This is a genomic window from Granulicella sp. S156 (assembly GCF_009766105.1).
GTDB lineage: Bacteria > Acidobacteriota > Terriglobia > Terriglobales > Acidobacteriaceae > Granulicella.
This window is the reverse complement of record NZ_LMUH01000026.1, coordinates 732495-749584: the sequence shown is the minus strand read 5'-3', so window position 1 is coordinate 749584 and position 17090 is coordinate 732495. Positions and strand designations below refer to the sequence as shown.

Annotated in this window: 15 protein-coding genes; 5 read left to right on the top strand and 10 right to left on the bottom strand. The window is 57.8% G+C overall.

All coding sequences use genetic code 11. The features are described from left to right. Positions 1–278: 278 nt before the first annotated feature. Positions 279–1502, bottom strand: coding sequence for an SGNH/GDSL hydrolase family protein (locus GSQ91_RS24510; RefSeq protein ID WP_158824357.1), 1224 nt, complete (start codon positions 1500–1502; stop codon positions 279–281). A gap of 204 nt (positions 1503–1706) precedes the next feature. On the opposite strand from GSQ91_RS24510, the gene GSQ91_RS24505 reads away from it, so the two are divergent. Both GSQ91_RS24505 and fahA read left to right on the top strand, forming a co-directional pair. After that, the gene (locus GSQ91_RS24505; protein WP_158824356.1) at positions 1707–2807 is read left to right on the top strand and encodes an aldose epimerase family protein; all 1101 of its coding nucleotides are present in this window, start codon (positions 1707–1709) and stop codon (positions 2805–2807) included. A 268-nt stretch (positions 2808–3075) separates the two neighbouring features. After that, a complete protein-coding gene (fahA, locus tag GSQ91_RS24500; RefSeq protein ID WP_216845409.1) occupies positions 3076–4383 on the top strand; it encodes a fumarylacetoacetase in 1308 nt (435 codons plus the stop codon). Between the two features lie 12 nt (positions 4384–4395). Here fahA and GSQ91_RS24495 read toward each other — a convergent pair whose 3' ends face one another. After that, a complete protein-coding gene (locus GSQ91_RS24495) occupies positions 4396–4686 on the bottom strand; it encodes a hypothetical protein (RefSeq protein WP_158824355.1) in 291 nt (96 codons plus the stop codon). Between the two features lie 77 nt (positions 4687–4763). On the opposite strand from GSQ91_RS24495, the gene GSQ91_RS24490 reads away from it, so the two are divergent. The 3 genes from GSQ91_RS24490 (at position 4764) to hppD (ending at position 7970) form a co-directional block, all read left to right on the top strand. Beyond that, positions 4764–5549 (top strand): helix-turn-helix domain-containing protein, encoded by a 786-nt coding sequence (locus GSQ91_RS24490; protein ID WP_158824354.1) that lies wholly within the window; start codon positions 4764–4766, stop codon positions 5547–5549. 173 nt (positions 5550–5722) lie between these two features. Then, positions 5723–6715: an aldo/keto reductase gene (locus GSQ91_RS24485; RefSeq protein ID WP_158824353.1), complete on the top strand. Its 993-nt coding sequence runs from the start codon at positions 5723–5725 to the stop codon at positions 6713–6715. Positions 6716–6836: 121 nt separating this feature from the next. Then, positions 6837–7970, top strand: a complete 1134-nt coding sequence (gene hppD / locus GSQ91_RS24480; RefSeq protein ID WP_158824352.1) for a 4-hydroxyphenylpyruvate dioxygenase — start codon at positions 6837–6839, stop codon at positions 7968–7970. A gap of 4 nt (positions 7971–7974) precedes the next feature. Here the strand turns inward: hppD and GSQ91_RS24475 are convergent, their stop codons facing one another. From GSQ91_RS24475 to GSQ91_RS24440, 8 genes are all read right to left on the bottom strand, one after another. Then, positions 7975–8502: a Spy/CpxP family protein refolding chaperone gene (locus tag GSQ91_RS24475; protein ID WP_158824351.1), complete on the bottom strand. Its 528-nt coding sequence runs from the start codon at positions 8500–8502 to the stop codon at positions 7975–7977. Positions 8503–8512: 10 nt separating this feature from the next. Beyond that, positions 8513–9130 carry a hypothetical protein gene (locus tag GSQ91_RS24470; protein ID WP_158824350.1) on the bottom strand — a complete coding sequence of 206 codons (618 nt, stop codon included), beginning with the start codon at positions 9128–9130 and terminating at the stop codon, positions 8513–8515. Further along, a complete protein-coding gene (locus GSQ91_RS24465) occupies positions 9127–9708 on the bottom strand; it encodes an RNA polymerase sigma factor (RefSeq protein WP_158824349.1) in 582 nt (193 codons plus the stop codon). The genes GSQ91_RS24470 and GSQ91_RS24465 overlap by 4 nt, the downstream gene beginning before the upstream one ends. Before the next feature lie 220 nt (positions 9709–9928). Beyond that, positions 9929–11110 carry an acyltransferase gene (locus GSQ91_RS24460; RefSeq protein ID WP_158824348.1) on the bottom strand — a complete coding sequence of 394 codons (1182 nt, stop codon included), beginning with the start codon at positions 11108–11110 and terminating at the stop codon, positions 9929–9931. A gap of 26 nt (positions 11111–11136) precedes the next feature. Continuing rightward, complete coding sequence (locus GSQ91_RS24455) at positions 11137–12417, bottom strand: O-antigen ligase (protein WP_158824347.1); 1281 nt, start codon at positions 12415–12417, stop codon at positions 11137–11139. Between the two features lie 552 nt (positions 12418–12969). Beyond that, entirely contained in the window at positions 12970–14550 is a 1581-nt protein-coding gene (locus GSQ91_RS24450; RefSeq protein ID WP_158824346.1) for an RICIN domain-containing protein, read from the bottom strand. Positions 14551–15101: 551 nt separating this feature from the next. Next, positions 15102–16136 carry an AI-2E family transporter gene (locus GSQ91_RS24445; RefSeq protein WP_256370404.1) on the bottom strand — a complete coding sequence of 345 codons (1035 nt, stop codon included), beginning with the start codon at positions 16134–16136 and terminating at the stop codon, positions 15102–15104. A gap of 289 nt (positions 16137–16425) precedes the next feature. Beyond that, on the bottom strand, positions 16426–17052 hold the full coding sequence (locus GSQ91_RS24440; protein ID WP_158824345.1) for a shikimate kinase: 627 nt from the start codon (positions 17050–17052) through the stop codon (positions 16426–16428). Between the last annotated feature and the right edge of the window lie 38 nt (positions 17053–17090).

The window sequence follows — 17090 nt, the reverse complement described above, 5'->3', positions numbered from 1 at the left end:
TATTAAAAGCAGTTCAGAGACAGTCCGCGAGGAGGTTTCGTTAAGGGCGCGGGTAAACCTGTTTCCCCGCGCCCTTAACGAAGCAGGTCTTTTTCAATACCCGCTATTGCGCAATGGCATGACCACTCCTTGACCTGTTGACTTGCCTCAGCTAATGGCAGCAACTTAATCAGAATGAGCAGGAGCAATCGTTTGCTGACGCAAACGATGCCCACCTTAGGCGCAAAAAACGCGCCGAAGATGGGGCACCCGGCATCTGCGGTACCAAGGTGGCCGCGCTACTTCTCGAACAACTTTAGATCGATAACTCCGCCCATCGCCTTGTAGCCTGCATCGCCCGGATGCAGATGGTCTCCGCTATCGGCCGTTGACGAGAATACTGACGGATTGGCTGGATCGCTCGTTGCTTTGTCGAAGTCAACAAAGCCGTCGAGTTCTTTGGTGGTGCGAATCCACTGGTTCAACGCCTGCCGCATCTCTTCGCCCTTGGGGGAGGCATAACCCGCACCGACGTAGGGTGTCAGCGTTGCGCCGATCACCTTGATGCCATGCGTGTGGGCGCGACGCACCATCTGCGAATAGCCCGCTATCAGATCGTCGGCGGTGACGATGTCGTAGGGCCTTCTGGGGTCTGCTGCGTGGCCGATGTCGTTGATGGCTTCCAGGATGATGAGGTACTTCACTCCTGGCTGTGCCAGCACATCGCGGTCGAAGCGCGCGAGAGCGCTGGGGCCGGCTACATCGTGCAGAATGCGGTTGCCGCCGATGCCCTGATTCAGCACGCCCAGCTTCGCTGTCTTCTTGTTCGCCTGCAGCCGCTGGGCCAGCACATCGGGCCAGCGCAGGTTCTTGTCGCGTGTGCTGTGTGCGCCGTCGGTGATGCTGTCTCCAAAGGCCACGATGGCCTCGCTGTCGGCATCCGCTTTCACGTCGACACCCTTCAGGAACTCCCAGCTATCGACCTCTTTCGGAGTGGTAAGGCTCGCGCTCGTAATGGAATTGCCCGGCACCAGGTAGTTCGTCTGGTCGGCAAATGCGTGGCCTGTGATCTGACTTGCCGGTTGGCTGGGCAGATAGAGGCTCACGGTGAGGTCCGACAGCGGCGCGACCTTCAGGGGGGCGGGATCGCTCACGAACAGCGCTCCTGGGGGAATCGTCACCGTGCTGGACCCGCTGAAGGTCAACGGCACAGCGCTTCCTGCAATGCTGCCGCTGCCCGCACTCGCTGCGATGGTGCCGGCGTTGATGGTCAACGGCTCCAGGCCGAATTCATTGGTCAGCACGACTCTGACTTCAGGTCCGCCCAGGGAGATGTGGACGATCTCTCGCAAGGTGATTCCCTCGGAAGTGTCCGCGCCGAGGTTGCCGCTGGTGTTCTTCATGCCTACGGGAGAGGCCGCCCAGGTGCCTACCCAGTGGTCCGGAGGAGTTGCGGCACGCGCTGCAGGCGAGAGGCTGAGGAGGAAGATTGCGGAGGCGAGCAGGGGTTTTGAGAGGCGCAAACGAGAAGGCTCCACGTATGAGATTGGACAGTGGTAGCACGCCGCGAAATCGGCGCACTGGGCTGTGCTTCATAGGGTAAACCGGTTTCATAAGGGCTGGCTACATGCGGGGGATGTGCAGCTGCTATGGGCTCGCGTATAGTGGCGCATGACGGCAATTGCCTCTGTTGGGGCGCCGCAATCCTACTCTTTGAGAGAGTCGCAATGAAGCTGTTTCGCGCCGTTCTGTTCTGCATGACTTCTGCTGCAATCGCCCACGCCTCCGTTACCCACACCTCTTTTGGCACATTGCCGAGCGGTGCTGCGGTTGAGATCTACACGCTGAAGAGCCCGGCGGTGGAGATACGGGTGATGACCTATGGCGCGCGTGTCGTTTCTCTGGCGACCAAAGATCGCGACGGCAAGATGGGTGATGTGGTGCTTGGTTACGCCAATATTGAGGGCTACCTCGGCGATACGAAGACCTACTTTGGCAGCGTGCCGGGGCGCTATGCGAACCGCATCGCACTGGGCAAGTTCACGCTCGACGGCAAGCAGTACCAGATTCCGATCAACAACGCTCCGAACGCTTTGCATGGTGGTCCCGATGGCTTTGCGAGCCGCAACTGGACGGCGAAGGAGATCCCGAATGGCGTAGAGTTCACGCTGATTAGCCCGGACGGCGACCAGGGCTTTCCCGGCAAGATGACTGCGCATGTGCGCTACACGCTGGAGGGCAGCACGGTGCGGATCGTCTATAGCGCGACCAGCGACAAGCCCACGGTTGTGAACCTGACCAACCATTCGTACTTCAATCTCGGGGGCGAGGCCTCTGGAACGATTCTGAATGAGAAGCTGACGCTCGATGCCGATCAGTACACGCCGATCGATGCTACGTCGATTCCGTTGGGGCAGCTGGCTCCGGTGGCGGGAACGCCGTTCGACTTCACCAAGCCCGAGTCCGTGGGGGCGCGCATTGGCGCAGATGACGTCCAACTGAAGAACGGCAGCGGCTATGACCACAACTTGGTCTTGCGCGGCAAGTCCGGTGAACTGCGGCCTGCGGCGAAGGTCTACGACGCAACCAGCGGGCGTGTGCTGAGCGTTGAGACGACGGAGCCGGGCGTGCAGTTCTATAGTGGCAACTTCCTCGACGGCACACTGACCGGAATCAGCGGAGTGAAGTATGTGCAGCACAGCGGGCTGTGTCTCGAGACGCAGCACTTTCCTGATTCTCCCAATCGTCCGAACTTTCCCAGCACTGAGCTGAAGCCGGGGCAGACGTACCACAGCGAGACGACGTGGACGTTTACGACGGAGAAGTAGAGCCGTTCGAAGATCTGTGTACTGTGTGACTGGATTACCTCAATGTTGTCATCTCGACCGAAGCATGATGGCTTCATCGTCATGCGTAGTGGAGAGACCTGCAGGTTGCTTGCGTCGGCATGAGTGCCCGCACAAGCAACCTGCAGGTCTCTCCACTACGGCGGCAAAAGCGCCGCCTTCGGTCGAGATGACAATGTTTAGGTGATCCGGATAAGAAGGCGAAGAGGCATCCTGCATACTGCGACACAGTTGTTAGAGCGAGGCCGGTGTGAGCGAATTTGCGATGCGCAGTTGGGTTGAGGGTGCGAACGAGCCGGACCTGAATCATCTGCCTTATGGTGCGTTTCGCAAAGAAGATGATGTAAGGCTCTGTGTGCGTATCGGTGCGTGGCTGTTGGATATTGCAGCGTGCGAGAAAGATGGCCTGCTCGATTCGCTTACTGCCAATGTGCGTGACGCGTGTTGTCAGCCTTCGTTGAATGCGCTTCTATCGCTAGGGCCTGAGGCGTGGCATGCGTTGCGTCATCGCTTGCGCGAGTTGCTGGAAGATACGGCACCGGGCGATATTCAGACGCGCGTCGACTGGTTCCTCTATCCGCTGCATGAAGCGCAGTTGGTGTTGCCGGTCGATGCCGGTGGCTACACGGATTTCTATGCGAGCCTGCATCATGCGCGGCGTGTGGGGGAGTTATTTCGTCCGGACAATCCGTTGCTGCCGAACTACAAGCATGTGCCGATCGCGTACAACGGTCGTGCGTCGTCGCTGGTGGCGGGTGGAACGCCGGTGCGGCGTCCGCGGGGACAGCGGCGTCCAGTGAGCGAGGGTGCGCAGCCAGAGTTTGCGCCGAGTTATGCGCTGGATTATGAGCTGGAACTTGCGTTTGTCATAGGGCAGGGGAATGTACTGGGCGAGCCGATCCCGATTGCAAACGCGCGCGAACACCTCTTTGGAGTCATGCTGCTGAACGACTGGTCGGCTCGCGATGTGCAGGCGTGGGAGTATCAGCCGCTGGGGCCGTTTTTGGGCAAGAGTTTTGCGACCAGCGTTGCGCCGTGGATTACTCCGATGGCTGCGCTGGAGCCGTTCCGCGTTGCGCCTGTGGCTCGCGAGCCAGGTGATCCGCAGCCACTGCCGTATCTTGTGGAGGCTGCAGACCTGCGCAATGGGGCCTTCGACATTGAGGTTGAGGTGCTGCTGAGTACGGAGGCAAGCCGTGCGGCGGGGCTTGAACCGATGCTGGTCAGCCACGGAAGTACGCGTGAGCTTTACTGGACCGCCTCGCAGATGGTCGCGCACCACACGAGCAATGGCTGCAATCTGCGGCCTGGCGATCTGCTGGCGACGGGTACGATCTCCGGGCCGCAACGCGAGTCTGCGGGCTGTCTGCTGGAGCTTACGCGCAATGGCGTTGAGGCGATTACGCTGCCGAATGGCGAACGAAGAGCCTGGTTGCAGGATGGCGATGAGGTTACGCTGCGAGCTCGCTGTGAGCGCGAGGGACTGCCGACAGTAGTGCTTGGAGAATGTGTCGCGCGTATCCATCCGGCCTTGCAGACTCTATCACCTGCAAGGTAGCTCTGGAAGGTGCTATTCGGCCGGAGGATTCTTCAGCCCTGGAATGTCGGGGTATCTTGATGCGACAAGCTTACGCAGTTCGCCATCTCGTATATCGAAGATGTCGAATAACTGGAGGGCCTGCATGCTGGGAATCAATTCGAGGGTTTCTGCTTCGAGGATTTGCCGGGCGTTGGTTTCGGTTCTGGGATCGGCCAAGGCCAGTGCATTCTGGATAAAGGCGCCAATGGTTCCCTTGCGTACGGTTTGCCCGCCCAAAACCAGGCTGTCGACTCCATCGGGAAGAAGTTCATGTGGTTTCATCGTTCAATCTCCTTATCTTCAGCATAGGCAGGGAGTGTCGAAGCCGCTAAGCTGAGACAGCCGATAAGTAGCTCGAAATGGCCAATGTGAACAGCACACCGCACACGGAGATTGAAGACCCAAAGCTGGACGTGTTTGTCTGGCGCATCGATGCGCCGATCGTGAGGAACACAGAGGCACACGCGCATGCCAAGGGGCAGCTTCTATCGTTGGAATCGGGTCTGGCTATCGTGGAGACTGCTGCTGGCTCCTGGGTGCTTCCTCCTCAGCGTTGCGGTTGGATTCCGCCTGGATGTTCGCATGGCCTTCGTTCCTGCGGAAACATCACGGGGTGGTCGGTTTACCTAACTCCTGACCTTTGCGGTTCTCTCCCCGAACATCCGATGGTGCTTTCGACTTCAGCGCTTCTGCAGCAGATCGTGCTGCGCCTTTCGGCGTGGAGCGACAAACCTCCAGCTCACGCTTCGAGACAGCATCTTCTGTCGGTGCTGCTTGACGAGATCGAGAGCCTGGAGGAGCAGCCTCTGCATCTTCCGATGCCCAGCGATCCTCGCCTGAAACGGCTCGTGGAGCAGATGTCGCTGCATCCGGATGAAGATCGCACTCTGGAAGCCTGGGCGCGCTGGGTGGGGATGTCGCAACGATCGCTGCTGCGCAACTTTCAAGGAGAGACAGGAATGTCGATTGGGCAGTGGCAACATCATCTACGGATGCTGGTTGCGCTCGAGAAGCTGTCCAACGGAAGCTCTGTTACTGAAACCTGCTTTGCGGTTGGATATAACAGCGTCAGCGCCTTCATCAAGGCGTTCAAACGTATCGTCGGGATGACTCCTTTGGAGTACAGACGGCGGTCCGTCGTGTGAGCCGTTGCTGCTGGAAGGTATCGCGACGCGTTGAGGTGGGAATCTCGGCTAAACCCAACGCATGGCGGATATTCGCAGCCGGAATCGGCCATTTCCTCGCCACTCGGTTCGTGTATCGGCCACATTCTTGCGTCCATGGCGTCCGTTGCCGCAGCGATAGCGTCCAATGGACTATGACCGAAACGCTAACGCTCGACTCAAGGACCAAAACGCTCGGCACCACGAAACAACTTGGCAACTCCGATCTTCACCTCACCGCGATTGGCTTTGGCGCATGGGCCATCGGTGGAGGTGGCTGGCAGTACGGCTGGGGTGCGCAGGACGACCAGGATTCTATTGATGCCATTCACCGCTCGCTTGACGCCGGTATCAACTGGATCGACACTGCGGCTGTCTATGGTCTCGGCCACTCGGAAGAGATCGTCGCCAAAGCCCTCAAGTCCAGCGGCGCGAAGCCCTATGTTTTCACCAAGTCTTCCATGACCTGGGGTGCCGACCGCAAGATCGTCCAGACGATGAAGAAGATCCGTGAAGAGGTGGAGCAGAGTCTCCGTCGGCTGCAGGTCGACGTTATCGACCTTTACCAAATTCACTGGCCTGTTCCTGACGAAGAGTTGGAAGAGGGTTGGAGCACCATGGCCGAACTGCAGCGCGAGGGCAAGGTGCGTTGGATTGGCGTCTCCAACTTCAACGTCGCGCAGCTGGAACGCGCTCTTAGGATTGCTCCCATCACCTCGCTGCAGCCGCCTTATTCCATGATCAACCGTACGGTCGAGCCTGAGATTCTGCCCTTCTGCCAGAAGCACGGCATTGGCGTCATCAACTACTCGCCCATGCAGTCTGGCCTGCTCACCGGCGCGATGACGAAAGAGCGTGTTGCCCAGATGCCGGAGGACGACTTCCGGCGCAATGCCAAGAACTACCAGGAGCCACAACTCTCACGGAATCTGGAGCTTGCGGAACTCTTGAGAGCCATCGGCAAGCGCCGTAACGTCGAAGCCGGTGTAGTCGCCATCGCCTGGACGCTCCATAACCCTGCGATCACTGCAGCTATCGTTGGCGGTCGCAATCCGAAGCAGGTCGAAGGGGTTCTTCCCGCCGTGGACTTCCGCCTCTCCGAGGATGAGTTCGCCGAGATCGGCCATTTCCTCGCCACTCGGTTCTAAATTCACACAGCCGGGATTCACACAACTGGGCTAGCCAGAGTCCCCCCGGCTGTCATATCCTCACCTGTTGCGTCGGCTGCATCTTAACCAGCATGCCAGTGCACCACGGAGAAGGAACCCTATGAGCACTACCCTCGCCCCAGTCCCCGGAACCACTCAGCAGCACGAAGACTTTCTGCCCTTGCGCGGCACTGACCACGTCGAGTTCTATGTCGGCAATGCGCGGCAGGCGGCGTATTTTTATCGCGCGGCGTTTGGGATGAAACTCGTTGCCTATGCAGGGCCGGAGACTGGCCGCCGCGATCGCGCGTCGTATGTGCTGCAGCAGGGCAAGGTGCGTTTTGTGCTGACGACGCCGCTGCGTCCCGACACCGACATTGCGGTGCATATCGCGAAGCATGGTGATGGCGTGCGTTCGATTGCGCTGTGGGTCGATGACGCTCGCAAGTCGTGGGAGGAGACGACGAAGCGCGGTGGGCGTAGCGTCGAAGAGCCGCGCGTGCTGGAGGATGAGCATGGTCGCGCGGTCGTGGCGAGCATCGCTGCCTATGGCGACACGCTGCACAGCTTCGTCGAGCGTGGCGACTACAACGGGCCATTTCTTCCCGGCTATCGCGCAGTCGCTGACGACCTCGTCGCGCGGCCGGTAGGGCTGCTGCACATCGACCACTGCGTGGGCAACGTCGGCTGGAATGCGATGAACGAGTGGGTGAAGTTTTATGAAGATGTAATGGGCTTCGGGCTCTATCAACACTTCGATGACAGCGATATCTCGACGGAGTACTCGGCGCTGATGTCCAAGGTGATGGCTAATGGCAACGGCTATGTGAAGTTCCCCATCAATGAGCCCGCCGAAGGTAAGCGGAAGTCACAGATTGAAGAGTATCTCGACTTCTACGGAGGCCCGGGTGTGCAGCACATTGCACTTGCGACCAACGACATTCTCGACACGGTCTCACGAATGAAGCAGCAGGGCGTGGAGTTTCTCACTGTTCCGCACACGTACTACACGGAGTTGCAGGGGCGCGTCGGTACGATTGATGAGCCGATCGATGAGCTGGAGAGGCTGGGAATTCTGGTGGACCGCGACAACGAGGGCTACATGCTGCAGATCTTTACGCGCCCGGTCGAGGACCGGCCCACGCTGTTCTACGAGATCATCCAGCGCAAAGGCAGCCGCAGCTTCGGAAAGGGCAACTTCAAGGCTTTGTTTGAGGCGATTGAACGTGAACAGGCCAGCCGCGGAAATCTGTAGACGCTCAGTGCGAGCTGGCTGTCTCGCGGTCCAACTCTTCGAGTTGCGGAGGGTCCATCTCCTTGCGAATCTGTAGAAAGAGGTGGGCCCTGGCCTTTTCCAGGTCAGCGCGCGCCTGGCTTACACGATCGATCTGGGCAAAGACCTTGCCCTCGTCCTGCATGTCTTCGCGGGACATCGAGTTATAGCGAAGCTGCTCGTGCTGCAGATTGTCATAGAGAGATACCAGGTTGTCTTTGCTGGAGTTGAAGAGGTCATCCATCCGCTTCTGCTGATCCGGACGCAGGTTCAAGCTTTTGACGGTCTTCTTGTCGTTCCAGAAGCGCAAGGATGGGGCGAACATCGGCCCGTTGTGCACCGGTTGGCTGGCGGCGTTAGGCCCGCCAAGATCGTGGTCTCCCATGCGGAAGCCGCCTTCTCCTCCTCCCATTCCGCCACGGCCGCCGCCCCGGCCCTGCGCGTGCGCCAGCGAGGCGCCAAGCAGCAAGAGGCCACCGAACAGGAGAGGCCGAAGATGGCGGAGCGAGGTCACGAGCGATTCCTTAGTTCTCTAAAGTTTTGGCACGTTCGCGAGCCGGACCCTGGCTGCTGATGGGCTGGAGCTCGTAGGTGTCTGCAGGCGATTCCACGGAGTTGTCCAGAGCGCGGTCGATGTTCTGCAACATCTGGTTGTCACGAGCAATCTGTTCATCCTGCGGTTTGGTCTGTGCAGTTTCTACAGCAGCCGGTGCTTCAGGGATCTTATGCTGCATGGCGGCCGTCAGCGCTGGAGTTGAAACTGTTGCGACTTCTGCCGTCGACGACGGCGTAGCCGTCGCTGGGGAGGTTACCACTGGTGCCGAGGGTGCTTCGTTTCTGACCAATGGCACGGAGATGCCAACCAACAGAGCTGCCGTCGCGGTTGCGGCCATGACCGCGCGGCGGTGCCAGGCCAGGGGAGGCGCGGCAGGAGGCTGCAGGGGAAGCGTGGCCGAGCGGCGCTCGCTCCAGGCGAGGGTCACGGCCTTGAAGCTGGCGATGGGTGCTTCCGCCTCGGCGACTCGGCGAGAGCAGATGCTGCAATTCGCGAGGTGGGCTGCGACTCCGGCTGAGACGTCTCCAGAAAGAGTGTTAAGGATCTGGTCGTCGGAGAGATGGACGAGATGGATGCTGGACTTCATCGTATGCCTCCTACCTGGGCGCGCACCGATTTCAGCGCGCGGTGGAGATGCGTTTTAACCGTGTTGAGCGGCATGTGGATGGCTGCGGCGATCTCGGCAAGCTCCATGTCCTGGCCAAAGCGCATGAGAAAGATGCTGCGCTGATTGACAGAGAGGTTGGCGAGTGCGGCCTGCACGTGTTTGGTCTGTTCCTTGATCAGGACACGGGATTCGGCGGAGCACTCTTTGCTGGGCAGGAAGTTCGCGGCTTCATTGACATCGATCGCGGTTGCTCGCGCCTGTCGCCAGAAGCGGAACTTCTGCAGCCGCTGCTGGTCGCGGATGAGGTTCATGGCGATGCTCGTCAGCCAGGTATTGACGGCACAGTCGCCGCGAAAGCTGGCGCGTCCGTTGTAGGCCTTGAGAAAGCAGTCCTGCGTGATGGACTCCGCCAGATCCGCGTCGCCGATGGAGAAGGTGACGAAGCGCAACAGCCGTGGACGATAGGTCCGCACCAGCGCGTCAATATCCTCAAGCTCCGAACTGCTCCGCTCGGAGGTCTGCACGTTGGTCAAGGTTGCATCGAGAGCTAACTGCATATAGATAAGGACGAGGAAGAGATAGCTTGCAGGTTACGGGAAGTCCTCTATTTCAGGTTACATAGAAGCGTCCGTGCAGTTCAAGCTGTTTTGGGTGAAATCCGGCCCCGGCACCCCTTATATGGCGTCGGCAAAGCGGTTATGGCTCTGGCGCAGCCAGATTGCGATCGCCTGAGACGCCAGTCAAGCTGTCCCCGTCATCCTCTCCAGCCACTCTTTGTTATAAACCGATTCCAGATCGCTGGGTGGAAGGATGCTTTGCCCTTATCGTGTAATGCAACAGGGCGTGTCTCACCTTGTCGGTGTTCGCTTCAAAAGCTAGGTAGAAGAGGTATGAGACCAATACCAGACTCGCATTCAGTAGCAAATAAATGGTGACGCCCCTGGGCGACTTAGCCCATTGATGCCATGGAGTGTTGATGCAGGCACACAGGAGCACCGCCAGGGGAAGATGAACCAAATAGAGTGTGTATGATGTCCGAGAAAAAAAGCTCGCGAGGCTTTGATATAGCCCCCTCCGCGCTTTCTCGGTTCGATGAAGGACGAAATAAAGGGCAACAGCAAAAGAAAGCGCCACAATCCACTCTGCCTCATACTTTGGCAGCGAGAGGCGCCGGATCACCACGAACAAAAAGGGCAACGAGAGAAGAAGGCAGCCAGAGATAATCTTCGCAGTTCCTCGAGGAGCCAAAAGCGGCACCGTAGCCAGGAGGGCTCCCAGCCCCCATATGAAGAAGAGCATACTAATGCTCTTGCCAACGAAGAGCGCGATAGCCAAAACGGCCAATAGATAGCCACATCGCAACCATGATTTCTGTTTTTTCCTCAGTGCGAGTAGAAGCGCGGGGAAAGCGATGTAATACCAAAACTCATTTGCAAGGCTCCAGAGCGAGTTGTTTGTCCCTGCCGTGCTGACTAGAATGGATTGGAGGAAGACCGCATTTCCCGCAATCACTGGAAGTGAAAGCTTCCTCGAGACATCGCGAACCTCGGACTGTTGGGGCGGTCCGGCATAGATGGCTGTCGGCGCTGTGAAAAAATGCAAACCCACATAGTCCAATGCAGTGCCCAGTAGGAGTGCAGGAATCAACACTATCCAGAGGCGAGTGAGTCGCTTGATAAGGTAACTCCTCCACGACCAGGTGCCCTGTCTTAGCGCCTTGATGACTCCTCCCCCAACTAGATAACCGCTCAGGACGAAAAAAACCATCACAGCTTCATCCCCGATCAAGATCCGCGAGATCGAGGTAGTACCGGCCTGTGTTTCGGTCAACGAGGAGAAAAAAAGGCCGCGAGTGTGCCCTAGAAGCACGACAAGCGCAGCGCCTCCGCGCATCGCGTTCAGGTGAACGGAACTAACGGCGGTGTCTCCCGTATTGAGGTTCAATTCCTTATTCGGCATAAGATTTTATTTCTACCCTGATCACTTCAGCTGCTGGACGAAGGCTGCCAACCGGCAAGCGGTGAACTGGAGAGGTCGGACGGACTAGAAGAAGTAGAAACAACTTCCGAAATAATGGCGGAGAACATGACAATCGCCCATAACGGAAGGGAGAGATCGAAGACCTCTGTATCGGCAACTCCTCGCACAAGCACGAAGAGTAAAAGCCCGAGCAGGATTGCCCTCAATGGAGATCTGGGGAGCTTTCTGATCTGGCGATGGAAACTACTGTAGAGGCCGACCAGCATCACTATGCCTGTTACTCCATAGGCATAGAACTGTTGCAGTAGTTCGTTGTGCGCGTGTCGAGCTTCAAAATGGTCTCTGTAGAAGGGTGGTATTACCTTCCAGACAGAGTGAAATCCATGTCCGATCCAAGGACGTTCAATGGCTTCGCTAAAAATATAGGCCCATATTCCAGCTCTGCCTGTGAGCGATTCTGCCGAATCACCTGTGTCGGTATAGACAGTGTAATAAGACGCCAACAAACCCCAGAAGAGCGCGATGACAAGGATCAAGCCGAGGACCAGCTGTATCTTCGTTTTTCGGCTTATCGATTTATTGAGAAACAATATAAGAGCCTGACCTGCTAGAAAGGCAATGATCGAGGTCTTGCTGAGGCTGCGGAGAAGAGTAACAGCGAGGAAGAGCGCAGAATATTTCCAGCGCTTTTGATCTCGCCGAACCAGCATCAGGTACTCAGCGAGAAAGACGGCAAAGGCACAGGCATAGCCAATCGCATTGGGTCCTAAGAACTCTTCGTCGCCGAGGCGAAGGTCCGATTGCGCCGGCATAATCCACGCGACCAGAGCGATGCCACAGGCTCCATAGACAAACCCCTTCATCAGGCTGGAAGATGTCTCGACGGTAAGCCCAGTGCGAAGCAGCAGGATGACCATTGCCACATCCGCAGCCATCCCACACCAGAAAGCCACGGCCGCGGGTAGAGAGGCTGTAACACTCCAGATCAGACTGCAGCCAGAGAACCCAAGAAAAAGCAGCACCCAGAAGAGGCAGGGTAAGCGCAATACGGAGCCCAGGGTTCTTGGAGCATGGCCGAACGAGTGAAACATGACGATCGCCAGCAGCAGGAAGTTAAGTGCGAGGCTCAGCCCCACGCCTACCTGCGGATCGGCCTGCAGGATAAGTACTGTCAGGGGCATGATGAAGATGCGAAAGGAGAAAAAGAATCCGATCACAGCCGGAAGCAACGTAGCCGGTTGAGCTGCCGTGCTGTTCACTTCGAAGGTTTGTGCGCTAGCGTTCAAGAGTCTTCATTCGATTCCAAGGAACCACGAGTCGAGAGGAGCCAGATTGTGACCGTATCAAGGGCATAGGTAAACCCTGACGAGAGCTCCGCGACCGGGCCTTGTGCAGAGTTGCAAGACAAATACAGTTTTACTTTGAACAGGGCCGCACGGTTGCCGCATTTATGTCAGTTGTTTGTCGCCAAAATGTCTCTGCTGGGGACTATGGCAGGCGTTGGGACAGATCAACTGTCCTTGGAAGATATCTTGTGAGCATCGGATTGGCACCCCGCCAACTGCTGCCTCACCGATGTCAAGCTCCTCGCCGTCAGCGCAAGAATCGCAACATCACTGTATTGCGACAAAGTCTTGCTAGCAAGTGGCTATATTCGTTGCCTATACTTGCGGTCGCAGTAGGAGATCTGCATCAATCAGTCCGCAGAGCCGTAGGCACGATGTGCAGTTCCGTGGCGTGATTCCAATCCTGGCGAGGGCGTCGGCAATTGCCAACGCCCTCGCCAGGATTGGACTGCTGCATGCACAAGGCATCTTCCTGAGTTCGATCGCGATGCGCTATTGCAATACGTATTGCTGTGCGGGCGAACCGTTACTGGTGAAAACTTCGAGTTGAGTTCCGGGGGTGGTCGATGCCTCCCAATCGTCAAGCATTAATGTGCCCGAAGATTGATTCATCAACTGATACACCGCATTGCCTCGGTCCATGAATAGCCAGTTTTGGTTGCTATTGTTGGCGCATCCCCAGAGCGTTGTCGGATTTTGTGGAGTCGAAAGTCCGCCGGTGTTATCCAGGCACAAGCCGGTGTCCGCGTTGGAAAGGCTGAAATAACCGCTCCCCTGGCTATGGACCGTCCATTCCTGAATGATCGAGCCCGTGCAGCTCCAGAGATCGGCCTCTGTGTCATTCGCTGTTCCCCAACCGTAGTCATCGACGCAAAGGCCGTTCGATGCCACATTCCTGAGGGCGTGTGTCGAGCCGTCCGCAGGCAGATTGTTCCAGGTTTCGGTCGCAAAGTAGCCCTCGCAATTACCGCTGCTGTTGTACGCGGAGGTCACCTCGAGAATGCTCGATCCGTCGGTGGCCGGCAAGAGCGCCGAAGAGTAATTGGGGCAGAAGTTATCGTAGGCGTTGGGAACCTGAACCGGCGCGCTGATGGGAAACCAACTACCGGAGTTGCCGTCGGAGCTGAGGTTTTCCAGAATAACTTCTCCATTCTGGGGATCGACAGTGCCATTGGATGCGAGGAACAATTGCCCAACCACCAGGATCGCGCCGTTGCTCGAAAGCACCGACGGGCTCCACGTATTGGTGGGTGTATGTTCGAAGTATTGTCCGCTGGGCGTTTGCAGCTTGGTCCCCATATTCGAGGAGGTGCCCCAGTTCCACCCGTCGGTCGAGGTGCGATAGAAGACCGTACAAGCCGCCGGGCCACAATCTTCATAGGTCATGAAATAGGTCCCGCCGGGAAGTTTCGTTACCACTGCCATGCCTGGTCGATCGGCTTGGATGGAGCTGGCCACAGTATTCTGCTGATCCTGCCACGAAGTGCCGTTGTAGGTGCGCATCTGCGCAAGCTTCTGGCTACAGCAAGGATCGGTCTCGTCCGACCAGAACACAACCAGTCCACCATCGCTGGCAATTTCAAACTCCGGCTCCCACAATCCCTGGTTAAGGTTTCCGCCGATGAGCAACTGCTGCCAATAGGTCCAAGTGCTGCCTTCATTAGTACTGACGTACATTTCGATGGCCCTTTGGGAACCCTCGGTGTAGGTAGTCGCATACAGCAATGTGCCAGCGGCTAGACTGCCGACGGTCTGGGGCATCTCGAACAGCGTTGCACCGCCATTCAGAGTGGCGCCGGAGGGTCCGGAAACGGTGGCCACCTGCGTCCAGCTCCCGCCATTGTTGGTGCTTTGGAAGATGTTCCCCGTTTGGCCATTGCTGGCCACAAGGGTTCCGTTCTGCGACCCATGTTCGAGGCGGACGACTCTGAAATATTGGGAGCTGTTCGGTAGCGGTGTTCCCGTTGCAGCTTGTGACAACAAGACGGTTGGCGCAGTCAGCAAGGACGCTGCTGCCAGGAACTTCATGCATGAGAATATGCATGCCTTGAACGGCTTGACTCGAAAAGACATACTAACTCCTCGAACAGTTAACGTCTGTGATGGGTAGGTTCGCAGGGCGAGCTGCAGATATCGAATCTGCGGCAAGCAGCCCGCGGAGGCTTGTCCACTGGACTGCTATTTCTCAAGGAAATCGTTGCAGATAGTAACGGCTTAGCATGGCCGAAACTTCGGAGCATTTTGATCTCCCTGGTAGCGATTCAGGTTGAATAGTCTCTCGACTAAGCAGCTGATATTCAATAGAGACATTAATTCAATGCCGGAAAGTATTCGCCCCTCACGCCAATGATGTCAAGGAAAATATGGCGATGTCGGATTTTCGCGTAATCGCGTCTGTGAAGTTCCGGATTCGCCGGAGAAGCATCGTCAAATCAGGAAAAAACGTGCGCCAGGGGGGGTGAGATTTTAATGTGAGCAGAGAGTGCCGCTGACAAGGAGCAGAGCTATTTATGTTTGCAGGGTGCTATAGCCAGGCGATCCCGTCATCTTTAGCGCACATAAATTTCCCTTTGTTGAGCTGCCCCAAAAAGCATCCGGCAAGAGGTCAGGAGAGCAGGCAGAAATCAGGCCTTTGCTGCAGTCTTTTCGTTGGCCTCGGCTTCGCGGGCCATCTGCTCTCCGTCCGCTTTGACGAAGTACTCGTCCATCAACACCGCAATGAGGGCGGCGGTCGGTACGGAGACGAGGGCGCCGGGGATTCCGGCTAGTGCCGTGCCGGCCAGCAAGGCGACCAGCACCGAGAGTCCCATCAGGTTCACGCTGGTTTTCATGATGCGCGGCGTCAGGAAGCCATTTTCGAGCTGCACGTAGATGGCGTAGAAGATGAAGACACCCAACATCTTCGACCAGGAATCAAGCGCGGCTACGCCTGCCACCATCAGGATCGTGATGACGCCACCGGCGACGGGGATGATGTTGAAGAGCCCCATCAGGACGCCCAGCAGAACGAAGTAGCGCACGTGCAGGATACCGAAGACCGTGGTGCTGACGACGCCGAGGATCAGCATGAGGGAGGCTTGTCCCAGCAGCCAACCGCTCATGCGGTGTTCGGCGGTGATCAGTGTTCTGGCCAGCCGCGCACGCTCGTTCGCTTGGAAGAGGGAGAGGAAGTAGAAGTAGGCATATTCGCCTTCGAGCATGAAGTAGATACAGAGCACGAAGGCTGTGAGCAGGTCGAGGATGCGGCCTACCCAGAGCGGAAGCGAGGCGAGGAGATAGCTCGCAACAGAGGAAAGCAGGTCCTCGGACCGCTGTGCCAGGGAATCCACGCCTAGTTTGTCCGCCAGCGGCAGCTTTTTCAGTTTCGCGATGAGAGCAGGAGCTCGCTGCGGGAGATCGTTGGCGAAGTGCTGAATGTCGCGCACCACAGGCGGCAGGCCGACGACGAGAAAGAGGGTCAGGCCGATGAGAACTGTTCCGAGCAGGAGGGCGATGGCAATAGGCCGTGATGGGCTCCAACCGCGAATGGAGAGCTTCTGGATGCGTTGCACGACCGGCATCAGGACCACCGCAAAGAGCGCGCTCAGGTAGACGAGCTCGAGCACGTTGAGCAGCTTCCAGGCCAGGCCGAGCGCGATCAGCACGGCGAAGAAAAACAGGATATTGCTGCGCGTCGCGCGCGACTCCCGCGCCTCTTTGGGCGTGAGCGGCTGCTCTTCCGGGGGTAACGGTGACGCGGCAGATGATATCGAGTTCAGCGCGGAGCTCCTTTTGTTTGCTTGAGGTTGGATGCAGAGGGCTGGCCGCTGGGTGTATGCCGCTCTTTATGCCCGATTTAGAGCAGTTCTCGTAATACTGTGAAGCGGAAAAACCTTGCGAGTGTCGTTTTTCTTGAGGAAAAACGACGTAGATACCCTTGACTCGCTCTACACCATTACGAGAACTGCTCTACGGGCGTGAATTTGGGGAGAGCTGCAGAAGCAACGCCTCAAGGGTCTCTTCAACGGAGAGTGCTGTTGTGTCCAGAGTGGAGTCGGCGATGCGCTCGTAGTGCCGCTGCCGGGCTTCGAAGCGGGTTTCGGCCTTCTGGCGGTCGGCCAGCACAGGACGTTCGGTGGCTCCGGGGGTAGCTGCCTGTACCTGGCAACGGTCGTAGAGTGTGGCGAAAGGGGCAGTGAGAAAGACCACAGCTGTTCCCGGCGTCTGCTCCAGCAACAGCCGGTTGCCGAGCTCTTCGGGCGCACCGCCACCCAGCGCAATCACGACATGCGAACGGCCCAACACGGAAGCCAGTGCCGCTGTCTCCTGGCGGCGAAAGTGAGACTCTCCCAGTTCAGCGAAGATCTGTGGCACAGGCAGGCCGCAGCGCCGCTCGATCTCCGTATCCAGGTCGAGGAACGCCCATCCCAGCCGCTCGGCCAGCAGGGCACCGACGGTGGACTTGCCCGAGCCCATGAATCCGGTGAAGACGATTCGGTCATAGCCGACCGGTTTGGAGTGAGCCGCTGGAAGCGGCACCGATCGGGTTGGGGTGTGTTTTGTCACTGCTTCGAGGGTAGCGGTTGCTGCGGTCATTGTCGTCTCCCTTGGTTCGGTTTGTCAGCCTGGTTTGT